This window comes from Kitasatospora sp. NPDC048722 (assembly GCF_040650235.1).
Taxonomy (GTDB): domain Bacteria; phylum Actinomycetota; class Actinomycetes; order Streptomycetales; family Streptomycetaceae; genus Kitasatospora.
The window spans coordinates 1-15345 of the sequence record NZ_JBEZGX010000024.1 but is presented as its reverse complement, the minus strand read 5'-3'; the positions used below and the strand labels follow the sequence as shown (position 1 = coordinate 15345).

Annotated in this window: 9 protein-coding genes; 4 read left to right on the top strand and 5 right to left on the bottom strand. The window is 72.3% G+C overall.

Annotated elements, in window-relative coordinates; genetic code table 11:
* Window positions 1-51: 51 nt before the first annotated feature.
* Entirely contained in the window at window positions 52-279 is a 228-nt protein-coding gene (locus AB0C76_RS19135) for a hypothetical protein (RefSeq protein WP_359966342.1), read from the top strand.
* A gap of 90 nt (window positions 280-369) precedes the next feature.
* Here the strand turns inward: AB0C76_RS19135 and pepN are convergent, their stop codons facing one another.
* Together pepN and AB0C76_RS19125 are read right to left on the bottom strand one after the other, a co-directional pair.
* Entirely contained in the window at window positions 370-2952 is a 2583-nt protein-coding gene (gene pepN, locus AB0C76_RS19130) for an aminopeptidase N (RefSeq protein ID WP_359966339.1), read from the bottom strand.
* 178 nt (window positions 2953-3130) lie between these two features.
* Window positions 3131-4933 (bottom strand): PQQ-binding-like beta-propeller repeat protein, encoded by a 1803-nt coding sequence (locus tag AB0C76_RS19125; RefSeq protein WP_359966336.1) that lies wholly within the window; start codon window positions 4931-4933, stop codon window positions 3131-3133.
* Window positions 4934-5269: 336 nt separating this feature from the next.
* Here AB0C76_RS19125 and AB0C76_RS19120 point away from each other — a divergent pair, with 336 nt between their 5' ends.
* From AB0C76_RS19120 to AB0C76_RS19110, 3 genes are all read left to right on the top strand, one after another.
* Entirely contained in the window at window positions 5270-6463 is a 1194-nt protein-coding gene (locus tag AB0C76_RS19120) for an ROK family transcriptional regulator (protein ID WP_359966333.1), read from the top strand.
* A 220-nt stretch (window positions 6464-6683) separates the two neighbouring features.
* A complete protein-coding gene (dxs, locus tag AB0C76_RS19115; RefSeq protein ID WP_359966330.1) occupies window positions 6684-8600 on the top strand; it encodes a 1-deoxy-D-xylulose-5-phosphate synthase in 1917 nt (638 codons plus the stop codon).
* Window positions 8601-8718: 118 nt separating this feature from the next.
* A complete protein-coding gene (locus AB0C76_RS19110) occupies window positions 8719-10251 on the top strand; it encodes a glycosyltransferase family 39 protein (RefSeq protein WP_359966327.1) in 1533 nt (510 codons plus the stop codon).
* 114 nt (window positions 10252-10365) lie between these two features.
* On the opposite strand, the gene AB0C76_RS19105 is transcribed toward AB0C76_RS19110, so the two are convergent.
* From AB0C76_RS19105 to AB0C76_RS19095, 3 genes are all read right to left on the bottom strand, one after another.
* Entirely contained in the window at window positions 10366-12495 is a 2130-nt protein-coding gene (locus AB0C76_RS19105; protein WP_359966324.1) for a 3-hydroxyacyl-CoA dehydrogenase NAD-binding domain-containing protein, read from the bottom strand.
* A gap of 2 nt (window positions 12496-12497) precedes the next feature.
* Complete coding sequence (locus AB0C76_RS19100) at window positions 12498-13715, bottom strand: acetyl-CoA C-acyltransferase (protein ID WP_329928543.1); 1218 nt, start codon at window positions 13713-13715, stop codon at window positions 12498-12500.
* A gap of 259 nt (window positions 13716-13974) precedes the next feature.
* Window positions 13975-15219, bottom strand: coding sequence for a ribonuclease D (locus AB0C76_RS19095; protein WP_359966321.1), 1245 nt, complete (start codon window positions 15217-15219; stop codon window positions 13975-13977).
* Window positions 15220-15345: the final 126 nt, after the last annotated feature.

Here is a 15345-nt window from a genome sequence, read left to right as displayed (position 1 = left end):
AGGCCCACCCCGACGCGCGCCACCCCATAAGCCCCGGGTAAGTTGGAAAACGTGGACAAGAGGAACGCTTTGCGAGCCGGCGCGGTCTCCGCAACGGTCACGCTGATGATGCTGCTGTCGTCGCCCGCCATGGCCTTCACCCGGGACGACGGCGACGACCCGGGTTCCGGCCTCAGCGTCGGCCAGGCCATCGGCCTGTACGTGCTGATCCCGATCGCGGCCTTCGTGATCATCGCCGCCCTCGCGGCCATGCCGTACGGCAAGGGCAAGAAGAACTAGCCGACGGTCCCACGGCCGTCCACCAGCAAGACCCGCACCAACGCCGAAGGGGCGCCGGACCGAGTCCGGCGCCCCTCCGCGTTGTCGGGCCTAGCGCCCCCCGGCCGCCCGGTCGGCGGCCTGCGCCCGCAGCGCCCGCTCGACCCCGGCCTTCGCCTCGACGACCTGGCGCCGCAGCGCCGGCGCCGGCTCGGCCGCGGCGAGCCACGCGTCGGTGGCGTCGACCGTCGCCTGCGACACCTGCAGCGCCGGGTACAGCCCGCCGATGATCTGCTGCGAGATCTCGTGGCTGCGGGTCTCCCAGACGCCCTTGACGGCGTCGAAGTACTTCGCCGCGTACGGCGCGAGCAGCTCCCGCTGGTCGGCCTGCTGGAAGCCGGCGATGGTGGCCTCCTGCACGTAGTTGGTGAGCGTGTCGGACTCGACGACCGCCGCCCACGCCTGTGCCTTGGCCTCGGCGGTGGGCCGGGCCGCGCGGCAGGTGGCGGCGTGCTCCTGGCCGGCCGCGGTGTTGTCGCGCTCCAGCTCGGCGGCGACGGCCGCCTCGTCGGCGCGTCCGGTGGCCGAGAGCCGGACCAGCAGGGTCCAGCGCAGCTCGGTGTCGACGGCCAGGCCCTTGATCTCGGTGGTCCCGGCGAGCAGCCCGGCGAGCAGGTCGAGCTGGGCGTCGGTGCGGGCGACGGAGGAGAGCGTGCGGGCCCAGGCCAGCTGGTGGTCGCTGCCGGCCTCGGCGGCCCGCAGGTGCTCCTCGGCGGCGGCGGCCCAGCGGCCGAGGCCCTCCTCGCGCCAGGCCGGGTCGGCGTAGGCGTCGAGGGCGAGCTTGACCTGCCGCTGCACGGACTGGACGACGCCGATGTCGCTCTCGCGCCCGATGCCGGAGAGCGCGAGCGCCAGGTAGTCGCGGGCGGCGAGTTCGCCGTCGCGGGTCATGTCCCAGGCGGAGGCCCAGCACAGGGCGCGGGGCAGCGACTCGGTGAAGGCGCCGAGGTGTTCGGTGACGACGGCGAGCGAGTCCTCGTCGAGCCGGATCTTGGCGTAGGAGAGGTCGTCGTCGTTGAGCAGGACGACGGCCGGCCGGTGCCGTCCGACGAGCTCAGGCACCTCGGTGCGCGGACCGTCGACGTCGAGCTCGATCCGGTCGGTGCGCACCAGGGTGTCGCCGTCGGCGAGTTCGTACAGGCCGATGGCGATGCGGTGCGGGCGCAGCACGGCCTCGCCCTTGGCGCCGTCGGGGAGGGCGGGGGCCTCCTGGAGGACGGTGAAGGACTCGATCTCGCCGTCGGTGTTCAGGACGATCGAGGGGCGCAGCACGTTGATGCCGGCGGTCTCCAGCCAGGCCTTGGACCACGCCTTGAGGTCGCGTCCGCTGGCCTCCTCCAGCGCGCCGAGGAGGTCGCCGAGGCGGGTGTTGCCCCAGGCGTGGCGCTTGAAGTAGGCCTGCACGCCCTGGAAGAAGGCGTCCTGGCCGACGTAGGCGACGAGCTGCTTGAGCACCGAGGCGCCCTTGGCGTACGTGATGCCGTCGAAGTTGACCTGGACGTCCTCCAGGTCGTTGATGTCGGCCATGATCGGGTGGGTGGACGGCAGCTGGTCCTGCCGGTACGCCCAGGTCTTCATCTGGTTGGCGAAGGTGGTCCAGGAGTGCGGCCACCGGGAGCCGGGCGCCTCGGCCTGGCAGACGGCCTCGGCGAAGGTGGCGAAGGACTCGTTCAGCCAGAGGTCGTTCCACCACTCCATGGTGACGAGGTCGCCGAACCACATGTGGGCGAGCTCGTGCAGGATCGTCGCGGCGCGGGCCTCGTAAGCGGCGTCGGTGACCTTGGAGCGGAACACGTACTGGTCGCGCAGGGTGACGGCGCCCGCGTTCTCCATCGCGCCGGCGTTGAACTCCGGGACGAACAGCTGGTCGTACTTGGCGAACGGGTAGGGGTAGTCGAACTTCTCCTGGAAGTAGTCGAACCCCTGCTTGGTCACCTCGAACACGGCCTCGGCGTCGAGGAATTCGCGCAGCGAGGGCCGGCAGTAGACGCCGAGCGGCACCTTCTGGTCGCCGTTCTCGTAGCTGTCGAAGACGCCGACGTAGGGGCCGGCGACCAGCGCGGTGATGTAGGTGGAGATGCGGCCGGTCGGCTCGAAGGCCCAGACCTGGGTGTCCCCGTCGCCGGTCGGCTGCGGCGTCGGGGAGTTGGAGACGACGACCCAGCCCTTGGGGGCGGTGACGGTGAAGGTGAACGCGGCCTTCAGGTCGGGCTGCTCGAAGCTGGCGAAGACGCGGCGGGCGTCCGGCACCTCGAACTGGGTGTAGAGGTAGGTCTCGCCGTCGACCGGGTCGACGAAGCGGTGCAGGCCCTCGCCGGTGTTGGTGTAGGCGCAGTTCGCGACGACGCGCAGCTCGTTCTCGGCCGCGAGGCCCGGCAGCGGGATGCGGCTGTCGGCGAAGCTCGCGGGGTCGAGCGCGGCGCCGTTGAGGGTGATCTCCTCGACGCCCGGGGCGACGAGGTCGATGAACGTGTCCGCGCCGGGGGTCGTGGCGGTGAACCGGACGACGGTGGTGGACCGGAAGGTCCCGCCCTCGCGGGCGGTGCCGAGGTCGAGCTCGATGTCGTACGCGTCCACGTGCAGGAGGTCGGCCCGGGTGCGGGCCTCCTCACGGGTCAGGTTGGTGCCGGGCACTCGCTGAACTCCTTCGTCGGGCTGGTGTTGCGCATCTTCCCACGTGCAACGCGCGGGCCCGCCGAATAATCGCGGGCGGACGGCCCGGGCCGCGCAATGACGGGGGGACGACGAAGGAGGGGCGGGTCGGGGCGTCGGCCCCGACCCGCCCCTCCCCTGGAGAGACGTCAGTTCGTCGTCACTTCTTCGCCCACTTGGCGAGCGGCGAGTCCGAGCCGTACCGCGAGAAGGTGATGACCTCGCTGGCGTCCTGCGTCATCTTGTACTCGTTCAGGCCGGCGCCGATGTCCATGCCGTCCGGCATGGCCAGGGTCCCGAGGTCGGTCATCGAGCCGTCGGTCGGCGAGAGGGTCACGAGGCGCGCGGGCTTCTTGTAGCCCTGGGTGAGGATGGCGCGGACCTTGCCGTCCTTGTCGTACCCGGAGACGAGCCGGATGTCCTGGTTGGCGGTCGGGTTGGCGGCCGACCACAGCCGCTTGCCGGTGGTCAGGTCGTACGCGTTGATGGCGTCCTTGCTTCCGCTGACCTGGGCGTACAGGATGTTCCCGCTGACGACGTTCGCCCTGATCGCGTCGTTCAGGCCGGTCAGGCGCAGGCTGTCGGAGCCGGGCTCCTTGACCGACATCGGGTTGCCCGGCTTGTTGCTCTTGTCGAACGGCAGGACGTAGTCCCCGTTGGTGCCGTTGGTCATGAGCACCACCAGCGGATCCGCGGAGACGACCTTGTCGACCGCCTCGATGCTGCCGGCGAGCGCGAGCGGCGTGCTCTTCTGCGCGCCGGTCTCCGAGTCCACCACGTACAGCTGGGACTTCGGGCTGCTCTCGTAGCAGCGGTCGCTGACCACGATCTGGGCACCGGTGGTGCGGCCCGTCACGGTGCAGCTGCTGTCGCGCGGCTTCCACGACCAGACGGTCTGGCCGTTGTCGATGTTGACCGCGCCGACCACCCGGCCGCCGATGGCGACGACCTTGTCGGTGACGGACAGGGTCGGGGAGGAGAGCCGGTCGTTGGAGACCTTGACGCTCCAGAGCATCTTGCCGGAGGTGAGGTCGACGGCGCCCATGGTGGAGCAGTCGCTGTCACCGGTGTTGAAGGCGATGGCGCCGATGTTCTTGGAGTTGGTGCTGTTCGACGCGGCGCACAGCTCCTTGGCGCCGTTCGGCACCGGGATGGACCACGCGGGCTTGCCGTCCGACAGGTTGTACGCGCGGACGCCGTTGGAGTCCACGCGCACGGCGACCTTGTCGGTGGCCCAGATGCCGAGCATCTGGGTGCTGCCGTCCGAGTCGGTGGCCTTGGGGACGGACCAGGCGACGTTGTAGCTGGCACCGCCGCCGCCCGTGCCGCCGTTGCCGCTGGTGCCGCTGGTGCCGGAGCTGGTGCTGCCGCCGTCGCCGGAGGTGCCGCTGGTGGTCCCGCCGGTGTTCGCGACCGGGTTGTCGGGGTTGTCCTTCTGCTGGAACAGCACGACCAGCGCGGCGACGATGGCGATCGCGAGCACGCCGCCGATGATGCCGCCCCAGACCATCACGGGGTTGCGCTGCTTCGGCACGACCGGCACCGGCGTGGTCGGGAAGGCGTAGCCGCTCTGCTGCTCCTGCGGGTAGCCGTAGCCGCCGTAGGACTGCCCGGCGTCGGGCGCCTGGTACCCGCCGCCGGGCACCGGGTCGTACGGGCCGACGGGCGCGCCGGCCGGGGGCGGCGGCGGGGCCTGGGAGGGGAAGGCGGCGGCGGTCGGCGCGTAGGCCGGGCCGGTCGGCGGTGCGGCCGGCGGCGCCGGCGGCTGGGCCGGCGGTCCCGCGGGTGCCGCCGGCCCCGGGATCGCCGAGCCGTCCAGCTGCGTCATCTGGTCGGCGACGGCGGCCGGGTCGACGCCGGGCTGGCGCCCGAACGAGACGCCGCGGTGTTCCTGCGGGCCGCTGCCCGGTGTTTCGCCTGCCCCCGGCGTAGGGTGATCCCCTGCCATCTGATTCCCCGTCATGTCTGGATTCGTCCTCCGCCGGTACCGTCCGCGGTCCGGTGGGACGCGTGAGATTGAGCACCATGGTAGTGGTGACCGGTTTTCGGCTGCCGACAGGAGCCCGAAAGCCCCTGGACCTCCCCGGGATCCCCCCACCACCTCAACCCCACCGTGACCTGACGGCCCCGACGGCCCACCCGGAGCAGCCCTCCCGTCCCCGCCGCCGCTCGCCCGCCGTCACCCCCGCCGCCCCCGATCCGGCCTCCACCACCCCCACCTGCCGCCCGGAGCCGTAGGCTTCAGGAGTTGAAGGGGACGCCCGGCGGAGGGGTCCTCGCCCCTCTGGGATGGTGGATCATGGCGACGGACACACCGGGCTCGCAGTCATCGCTGCACCGGGCGAACCTGGAGCGCGTGCTGCGGGCCGTACGGATGGCCGGCTCGCTGACCCAGGCCGAGATCGCCCGCGGCACCGGCCTCTCGGCGGCCACCGTCTCCAACATCGTGCGGGAACTGAAGGAGAGCGGCACCGTCGTCGTCGCCGACACCTCCTCCGGCGGCCGCCGGGCCCGCAGCGTCTCGCTCAGCGGCGACGCCGGCATCGTCGTCGGCATCGATTTCGGCCACACCCACCTGAGGGTCGCGGTCGGCAACCTCGCGCACCGGGTGCTCGCCGAGGAGAGCGCCCCGATCGACGTCGACGTCTCGGCCGCCCAGGGCTTCGACCGCGCCGAGGCCATGGTCGAGCGGCTCCTGGCGCAGGCCGGCTTCCGCCCGGACAAGGTGATCGGCGTCGGCCTCGGCGTGCCGGGCCCGATCGACGTGGAGACCGGCGCGCTCGGCTCCACCGCGATCCTGCCCGGCTGGACGGGCATCGCCCCCGGCCGCGAGCTGGCCGAGCGGCTCGACATGCCGGTGCACGTCGACAACGACGCCAACCTCGGCGCGCTCGGCGAGCTGGTCTGGGGCGCCGGCCGGGGCCTGAGCGACCTCGCCTACATCAAGATCGCCAGCGGGGTCGGCGCCGGCCTGGTGATCAACGGCCAGATCTACCGGGGCCCCGGCGGCACCGCCGGTGAGATAGGGCACATCACGCTGGACGAGGCCGGCCCGGTCTGCCGCTGCGGCAACCGCGGCTGCCTGGAGACCTTCGTCGGATCCCGCTACCTGCTCTCCCTGCTCTCCTCGACCCTCGGCCCCGACCTCAGCCTGCCCGGGGTGGTCGAGCTGGCCCACCAGGGCGACCTCGGCTGCCGCCGGGTGATCGCCGACGCCGGCCGGCAGATCGGCACCGGCGTCGCCACCCTGTGCAACCTGCTCAACCCGCGCCGGGTGATCCTCGGCGGCGACCTCGCCGAGGCCGGTGAGCTGGTGCTGGCCCCGATCCGGGACTCGGTCGCCCGCTACGCGATCCCGAGCGCCGCCCGCCAGCTGTCCGTGGTGCCCGGCACCCTGGGCGGCCGCGCGGAGGTGCTGGGCGCACTGGCGCTCGTCATGAGCGAGATGGGGGAGTCGGGCGCCCTCGCCGCCGCCTCCGTCAACCGGGCTTGACGCGACCCGGCCCCGCCCGGACCCCCGTCACCTCGGGGATCGCCCATGACCGGCCGGTGGCACCGGGCGCGCCGCTCGGTGTCCGGCAGGCGGACATTAGACTCGACCGGTCGGCACCGACCACGACCGTCGCAGCGGACCGTCGAGGCGCACCGGCACACCGGGCAGCGACGCCCGTCGGACCGGCCGCGGTCCGCGAACACTGAACGAGGAGGAACGGGTGGCCCTGCTGACCCGCATTCGGGGACCGCGCGATCTCGACCGGCTCACGCCCGGACAGCTGGCCGCACTGGCGCAGGAGATCCGGACCTTCCTGGTGACGGAGGTCTCCAAGACGGGCGGCCACCTCGGCCCCAACCTCGGCGTGGTGGAGCTCACCATCGCGCTGCACCGGGTCTTCGACTCCCCGCGCGACCGCATCCTCTTCGACACCGGCCACCAGAGCTACGTCCACAAGCTGCTCACCGGCCGCCAGGACTTCTCGATGCTGCGCATGAAGGGCGGCCTGTCGGGCTACCCGTCCCGCGCCGAGTCCGAGCACGACGTGATCGAGAACTCGCACGCCTCCACCGTGCTCTCCTACGCCGACGGCCTGGCCAAGGCCAACCAGCTCAAGGGCAACAACGACCCGGTCGTCGCGGTCATCGGCGACGGCGCCCTCACCGGCGGCATGGCCTGGGAGGCGATCAACAACATCGCCGACGCCAAGGACCGCCCGGTCGTCATCGTCGTCAACGACAACGAGCGCTCCTACTCGCCGACCATCGGCGGCATGGCCAACCACCTCTCCACGCTGCGCACCACCCAGGGCTACGAGCGCTTCCTCTCCTGGGGCAAGGACGCGCTCCAGCGCACCCCGGTGGTCGGCCAGCAGCTCTTCGAGACGCTGCACGGCGCCAAGAAGGGCCTCAAGGACTTCATCGCCCCGCAGGGCATGTTCGAGGACCTCGGCCTCAAGTACATCGGCCCGATCGACGGCCACGACCTCACCGCCCTGGAGTCCGCGCTGACCAAGGCGCGCGGCTTCGGCGGCCCGGTGATCGTCCACTGCCTCACCGAGAAGGGCCGCGGCTACCACGCCGCCGAGAACAACGACGAGGACCGCTTCCACGCGGTCGGCGTGATCCACCCGGAGACCGGCCTGCCGATCAAGAGCGCGGGCAAGGACTGGACGTCCGTCTTCGCCGAGGAGATGGTCGCGATCGGCCGCGAGCGCGAGGACGTGGTCGGCATCACCGCCGCCATGCTCCACCCGGTCGGCCTCGCCCCGTTCGCGGAGGCCTTCCCGAAGCGGATCTTCGACGTCGGCATCGCCGAGCAGCACGCCGTCACCAGCGCCGCCGGCCTGGCCACCGGCGGCCTGCACCCGGTCGTCGCCGTCTACGCGACCTTCCTGAACCGCGCCTTCGACCAGGTCCTGATGGACGTCGCCCTGCACAAGCTGGGCGTCACCTTCGTGCTCGACCGGGCCGGCGTCACCGGCAATGACGGCGCCTCGCACAACGGCATGTGGGACATGTCGATCCTGCAGGTCGTCCCGACCCTGCGCCTGGCCGCCCCGCGCGACGCCGACCAGCTGCGCGCCCAGCTGCGCGAGGCCGTCGAGGTCAAGGACGCGCCGACGGTCGTGCGCTACTCCAAGGGCACGGTCGGCCCGGCCGTCCCCGCCGTCGGCCGGGTCGGCGGCATGGACGTGCTGCGCGCCGCCGGGGAGTCCGCCGGGGCGCACCGCGCCGACGTGCTCATCGTCTCGGTCGGCGCGATGGCCGGCACCAGCCTGGAGGTCGCCGACCTGCTGGCCGCCCAGGGCATCACCGCGACCGTGGTGGACCCCCGCTGGGTCAAGCCGGTCGACCCGGCCCTGCCGGGCCTGGCCGCCGAGCACCGCGCCGTCGTCACGATCGAGGACAACGGCCGCGCGGGCGGCGTCGGCGCCGCCGTGGCGCAGGCGCTGCGCGACGCCGACGTGGACCTGCCGGTGCGCGACTTCGGCATCCCGCAGGAGTTCCTGGACCACGCGACCCGGGCCGAGATCCTGGCGGAGATCGGTCTCAACGCCCCGGACATCGCCCGCAAGGTGACCGCTCTGGTGGCCGGTCTGGACAAGGCCGCCACGGAGGCCCGCATCGAGGCCTGAGCCCCGCGGCCGGGGCCGTTTGCCCCAACTCTGCAACAGCTCGTCACCAGACGAGCGGATAATCGCACCGAAAGGCGGGACCGGCGCTGCCCGCGCCGATCCCGCCCGGTAGGTTGTGATGGTGCCGACCACCCCCACCCACCCCCGCCTCGCCGGGCTGGCCCAGCGCCTGCCCGAGCGCGTCCGTACCCACGTCACGACCGGGTACTGGACCAGGCTGGTGCCGGTGCTGGCACTGGTGGCGCTCGCCACCCACATCCCTTCCTTCGCCCGGCCGGTGTGGAGCCCCGACGAGGGCTTCCTGGCCACCCAGGCCCGGATGCTGGCCGACGGCGGGGTCCTGTACGACACCGTGGTCGACCGCAAGCCGCCGCTGCTGCCCTGGCTCTACCAGGCCTGCTTCGCGGTCTTCGGCTCCGCCTCGCTGTGGCCGCTGCGCACCCTCGCGGTGGTCGCCCACCTGGTCACCGCGATCCTGCTGGCCTCCATCGCCCGCGGCCGCTGGGGCAACCGGGCCGGCGCCGGCGCCGGGCTGCTCTACCTGCTGGTCTCCATCGGGCTCTCCCCGGAGGACACCCAGGCGGCGACCTTCGAGGTCTTCATGCTGCCCGCCATGGTGGCCGCCTTCCGCTACGCCGAGCGCCGCCGCTGGCTGGCCGCCGGCATCGCGGTCGCGCTCTGCTCGCTGACCAAGCAGACCGGCGGCGCGGTGCTGCTGCCGGTGCTGTGGATGCTCCTCCAGGACGCCCGCCGCCGCGGGGTGCGCTGGCCGCCCGCCCTGTTCAAGATCGGCTTCGGCTTCGCGCTGCCGATAGCGCTCGTCGCGGTCATCCTGACCAAGCCCAAGGGCTTCCTCTTCTGGGTGGTCACCGGCAGCGGCGACTACGCCTCCTTCGGCGGCGCCTGGCTGCAGATGACCGGCCGCGCGCTCGGCAACTCGGCCATCCTGGTCGCCGCGGGCCTGGGCTTCCTGCTCCCGGTGGGCCGGCGCCTGTGGCTCAAGCACCGCCACCGCCCGCTGCCGGTCGCCGGCGAGGAGCACGGCTCCACCGCCGACCTGTGGGTGTGGCTGCTCTCGTCGGTCGTCGCGGTCAGCGTGGGCTTCCACTTCTTCGGCCACTACTACCTCCAGCTGATCCCGCCGCTGGTGCTCCTCGGCACCGGCGCGGTGGCCACCTCGGCGGTCCGCTGGAAGCCCGTCCTGGTGTACACGACGGTCGCCTCCACCGTCTTCTGGGGCCTCGCCCTGGCCTGGCCGGGGGAGCGGCTCAGCCGCACCACCGAGGTCGCCACCGCGGTGGCCGCCCAGACCACCCCCAAGGACACCGTGCTGGTGTGGGGCATGCACCCCGAGCTGTACTGGCTGGCCGGCCGCAAGCCCGCGACCCGCTACCTGACCGCCGGCTTCCTCACCAACTACAGCGGCGGCAAGGACGGCAGCCAGAACGTCGGCGAGCAGTTCAGCGTCTCCAACGCCTGGCAGACCTTCGACAAGGAGCTGGCCAACGGCCTGCCCGAGGTCTTCGTCGACGACTCCGGCATCGCCCCCTACCAGCCCGTGATGGTCCCCCGGATCGAGAACCTGCTGGACACCCACTACGAGATGATCGGCGTCATCGGCGACACCGTCTTCTACCGCCTCAAGCACTGACCACCGCCCCGAGCGCTGACGCCGTCCCCGGTCCGACAAGCCGGGGGCGACGCACGAAGGAGCCCCGGTGACCGTCCAGGTCACCGGGGCTCCGCCGTTCGTACGGGCTGCGCCCTACGCGGGCACGGAGGCCACGCCGGGGGCGAGGAACCTCTTGCCGTTCACCCGCTCCGAGACGCCCTCACGGTCCAGGTACGGGGTGATCCCGCCCAGGTGGAAGGGCCAGCCGGCACCGGTGATCATGCAGAGGTCGATGTCCTGCGCCTCGGCGACGACACCCTCCTCCAGCATCAGGCCGATCTCCTGCGCCACGGCCTCCAGGGCGCGGCTGAGGACCTGCTCCTCGGTGAGCACCGAGTCGCCGAAGGCCAGCAGCTCCAGCACCTCGGGGTCGAGGACCTGCTTGCCGTCCACCCAGGTGTAGAAGCCGCGCTTGCCGGCCTTGACCACCTTGCCGAGGTTCTCGGAGACGGAGAACCGCTCCGGGAAGGCGCCGTGCAGGGTCTCCGAGACGTGCAGCGCGATGGCCGGGCCGACCAGCTCCAGGAGCATGATCGGGGACATCGGCAGGCCGAGCGGCTCGACGGCCTTCTCGACGCTGGCGATCGGGGTGCCCTCGTCGATGATGCTCTGGATCTCGCCCATGAAGCGGGTCAGGATCCGGTTCACCACGAACGCCGGGGCGTCCTTGCACAGGACCGAGGTCTTCTTCAGCTTCTTGGACACCGCGAAGGCGGTGGCCAGCGAGGCGTCGTCGGTCCGCTCGCCGCGGACGATCTCCAGCAGCGGCAGGATCGCGACCGGGTTGAAGAAGTGGAAGCCGACGACCCGCTCGGGGTGCTTCAGCTTCGAGGCCATCTCGGTGACCGACAGCGAGGAGGTGTTGGTCGCCAGCACGCAGGTCGGCGAGACCACGTTCTCCAGGTCCGCGAAGACGGTCTGCTTGACACCCATCTCCTCGAACACGGCCTCGATGACGAAGTCCGCGTCGCCGAAGGCGGCGGCCTTGTCGAGCGAGCCGGTGACCAGGCCCTTGAGGCGGTTGGCCTTGTCCTGGCCGATGCGGCCCTTGCCGAGCAGCTTGTCGATCTCGGCGTGCACGTAGCCGACGCCCTTGTCGACGCGCTCCTGGTCGATGTCGGTGAGGACCACCGGCACCTCCAGGCGGCGGGCGAACAGCAGCGCCAGCTGCGAGGCCATCAGACCGGCGCCGACGACGCCGACCTTGGAGACCGGGCGGGCCAGCGACTTGTCCGGCGCGCCGACCGGGCGCTTGGCCCGGCGCTGCACCAGGTTGAAGGCGTAGATGCCGCTGCGCAGCTCGCCGCCCATGATCAGGTCGGCCAGGGCGGCGTCCTCGGCGTCGAAGCCGGCCTGCAGGTCCTGGTCCTTGACCTGGGCGATGATGTCCAGCGCCCGGTAGGCGGCCGGGGCCGCGCCGTGCACCTTGGCGTCGGCGACCAGGCGGCCCCAGGCGACGGCGTCGTCCCAGGCCTTGCCGCGGTCGATCGCCTCGCGCTCGACGGCCACGTCGCCCTTGAGGACCTTGGCCGCCCACAGCAGCGACTGCTCCAGGAAGTCGGCCGGCTCGAAGATCGCGTCGGCGATCCCCAGGTCGAACACGTCCTTGCCCTTGAGCTGCTTGTTCTGCGCCATCGAGTTCTCGATGATGACCTTGACGGCCTTCGCGGGGCCGATCAGGTTCGGCAGGATGGTGCAGCCGCCCCAGCCGGGGACGAGGCCGAGGAAGACCTCGGGCAGCGAGAACGCCGGGACGCCCGCCGACACGGTGCGGTAGTCGCAGTGCAGGCCGACCTCGACGCCGCCGCCCATCGCCGCGCCGTTGTAGAAGGCGAAGGTGGGGACGGGCAGCGCGGCGATCCGCTTGAAGACCTCGTGGCCGCCCTTGCCGATGGCGAGCGCGTCCGCGTGCTCCTTGAGCAGCTCGACGCCCTTGAGGTCGGCGCCGACCGCGAAGATGAACGGCTTGCCGGTGATCGCGGCGCCGACGATCTTGCCCTCGGCGGCCTCGGCCTCGACCTGGTCCAGCGCCTCGCTCAGCTTCAGCAGCGAACCCGGGCCGAAGGTGGTCGGCTTGGTGTGGTCGAAGCCGTTGTCCAGGGTGATGAGGGCCAGCTTGCCGGCCTGCAGCGGCAGGTCCAGGTGGCGCACGTGCGCGGTCGTGACGACCTCGCCCGGGAACAGCTCGGCGCCGCGCTGGAGCAGCTCAGTGGTGTTGCTCATGCTCACTTACCACCCTCGAAGTGGGGGTTCTCCCAGATGATGGTGCCGCCCATGCCGAAGCCGATGCACATCGTGGTGAGGCCGTAGCGGACGTCCGGGCGCTGCTCGAAGCGGCGGGCCAGCTGGTTCATCAGGCGGACGCCGGAGGAGGCCAGCGGGTGGCCGAAGGCGATCGCGCCGCCGAACGGGTTGACCCGCTCGTCGTCGTCCGCGATGCCGTAGTGGTCGAGGAAGGACAGCACCTGGACGGCGAAGGCCTCGTTGACCTCGAAGGCCTGGATGTCGTCGATGGTGAGGCCGGCCTTGGCCAGCGCCTTCTCGGTGGCCGGGACCGGGCCGATGCCCATGACCTCGGGCTCGACGCCGGCGAAGGCGTAGGAGACCAGGCGCATCTTGACCGGGAGGCCGAGCTCCTCGGCGACGTCCTCGGCGGCCAGCAGCGAGGCGGTGGCACCGTCGTTCAGACCGGCCGAGTTGCCCGCGGTGATGTTGCCGTGCGGACGGAACGGGGTCTTGAGGCCGGCCAGCGACTCCATCGTGGTGCCCGGGCGCATCGGCTCGTCCACGGTGGCCAGGCCCCAGCCGGTCTCGCCGACCTCGGGGTTGGTGTTGCGGATCGTGATCGGCACCAGGTCGGGCTGGATGTCGCCGTTGGCGTACGCCTTGGCGGCCTTCTCCTGGGAGCGCACGGCGTAGGCGTCGCAGCGCTCCTTGGTGATGTGCGGGAAGCGGTCGTGCAGGTTCTCCGCGGTCATGCCCATGAACAGGGCGGACTCGTCGACCAGCTTCTCGGAGACGAAGCGCGGGTTCGGGTCGACGCCCTCGCCCATCGGGTGGCGGCCCATGTGCTCGACGCCACCGGCCACGACGACGTCGTAGGCGCCGAAGGCGATGCCGCCGGCCGTGGTGGTGACGGCGGTCAGCGCACCGGCGCACATGCGGTCGATCGCGTAGCCGGGCACGGACTTGGGCAGGCCGGACAGCAGGGCGGCGGTGCGGCCGATGGTCAGACCCTGGTCGCCGATCTGCGTGGTGGCCGCGATGGCGACCTCGTCGATGCGCTCGACGGGCAGGTTCGGGTTACGGCGCACGAGCTCCCGGATGCACTTGACGACCAGGTCGTCGGCGCGCGTCTCGTGGTAGATGCCCTTCGGGCCGGCCTTGCCGAACGGGGTGCGGACGCCATCGACGAAGACGACGTCCCTCGCGGTACGAGGCACGGGGGCTCTCCTCCCAGGGACCAACATTTGAGGTGGGCAGGCTGCCGCCGGCGAAGACCCGAGCGGCGCCGCTTCACCGCCATGCTACCGGTCGGTAACCAACCTGCCCAGGCCCCTCGGAGGGTTCACCCGGTGTGTCCCGCGACACGTCCGACCAGGACCGCTCCCCGGTGGTGGCCGCGGACGCGCCGAAGGGGACGCCGTCCGTCCGGACGGCGTCCCCTTCGGTCGGCGCGTGAGGTCGGGCCCGCGCCCGGGGTCAGGCCTCGGCGGCCGTCGCCGCGGCGAACGCGGCGGCCACCACCGGGGCGACCAGGTCGACCTGCCACTGCCTGGCCCCGAGGCCGCGCAGCGCGGCGGCCACCCCGGCGGCGCCCGGGTCGGCCGGCGGTTCCCAGGACACCCGGCGGACCAGGTCCGGGGTGATCAGGTTCTCGGCGGGCAGGTTGTGCTTCTCGGCCAGCTCGCTGACGGCGCTGCGGGCGCCGGACAGCCGGGCGGCGGCGACCGGGTCCTTCTCGGCCCAGGCGCGCGGCGGCGGCGGGCCGTCGTGCGGTGCGGCGGCCGGCGGCAGCTGGTTCTCCGGTACCTCCCGGCCGCGCTGCACGGCGGCCAGCCACTGCTCCAGCTGGCGCCGGTGCACCCGCGGCCCGAAGCCCTGGACGGCCTGGAGCGCGGCGATGTTCAGCGGCATGGCCAGCGCGGCGTTGACGATCGCGGCGTCCGACAGGACCCGGCCCGGCGAGACGTCGCGCTCCTGTGCCATCCGGTCCCGGGTCAGCCACAGCTCGCGGACGACGGCCAGCTGGCGGCGCCGGCGGACCTTGTGCAGCTGCGAGGTGCGCCGCCACGGGTCGGTGCGCGGGGCCGGGCGGGGCGCGGCGGCGATCGCGGCGAACTCCTCCAGCGCCCAGTCGAGCTTGCCCTGGGCGTCCAGCTCCCGTTCGAGTGCGTCCCGCAGCTCGACCAGCACCTCGACGTCCAGAGCGGCGTAGCGCAGCCACGGCTCGGGCAGCGGACGGGTGGACCAGTCGACCGCCGAGTGCTCCTTGGCCAGGCTCAGGCCGAGCACGCTCTCGGTCATCGGACCGAGGCCGACCCGGGCGAAGCCGGCGATCCGTCCGGCCAGCTCGGTGTCGAACAGGCGTCGCGGTCTCATGCCGACCTCGGCCAGGCAGGGCAGGTCCTGGGTGGCGGCGTGCACCACCCATTCGGCGTCCGCGAGGGCGGCGCCCAGCCCGCCGAGGTCGGGGCAGGCGATCGGGTCGATCAGCGCGGTGCCGGCGCCCGCGCGGCGCAGCTGGATCAGGTACGCGCGCTGCCCGTAGCGGTAGCCGGAGGCCCGCTCGGCGTCGACGGCCACCGGTCCGGTGCCCGCGGCGAAGGCGGCGACGGTGGCGGCCAGCGCCTCCTCGTCCGCCACGACGGGCGGGATCCCCTCCTTGGGCTCCAGGAGCGGGACCGGGGCTGCTTCTTCTGGGATGGCTGCTACGGCGTCGGTCACTCACCAAGGGTACGACGGTCCTCGGAACCGGGAGTGTTGTCGGACTGGTCAGACCGGGTCGCCGACTATGCCACCGGAACCTCCGGGAGCGCCGCGGCGGCTCAGGAGGAAACGTTCCTCCTGAGC